The sequence below is a fragment of the Planktothrix tepida PCC 9214 genome (genome assembly GCF_900009145.1).
GTDB classification, from domain to species: Bacteria; Cyanobacteriota; Cyanobacteriia; order Cyanobacteriales; family Microcoleaceae; genus Planktothrix; species Planktothrix tepida.
On the sequence record NZ_LN889844.1, the window covers coordinates 1 to 295 of the forward strand.

1 rRNA gene is annotated in these 295 nt (G+C 56.3%); it reads left to right on the forward strand.

From position 1 onward, the window contains the following. Positions 1–295 (forward strand): 16S ribosomal RNA (locus tag PL9214_RS29410); the annotation flags it as partial.

The following is a 295-nucleotide window of genomic DNA, read 5'->3' on the forward strand; positions in this document are numbered from 1 at the left end:
ACCAAGGCGACGATCAGTAGCTGGTCTGAGAGGATGATCAGCCACACTGGGACTGAGACACGGCCCAGACTCCTACGGGAGGCAGCAGTGGGGAATTTTCCGCAATGGGCGAAAGCCTGACGGAGCAAGACCGCGTGGGGGAGGAAGGTTCTTGGATTGTCAACCCCTTTTCTCAGGGAAGAAGAAAGTGACGGTACCTGAGGAAGAAGCATCGGCTAACTCCGTGCCAGCAGCCGCGGTAATACGGAGGATGCAAGCGTTATCCGGAATGATTGGGCGTAAAGAGTCCGTAGGT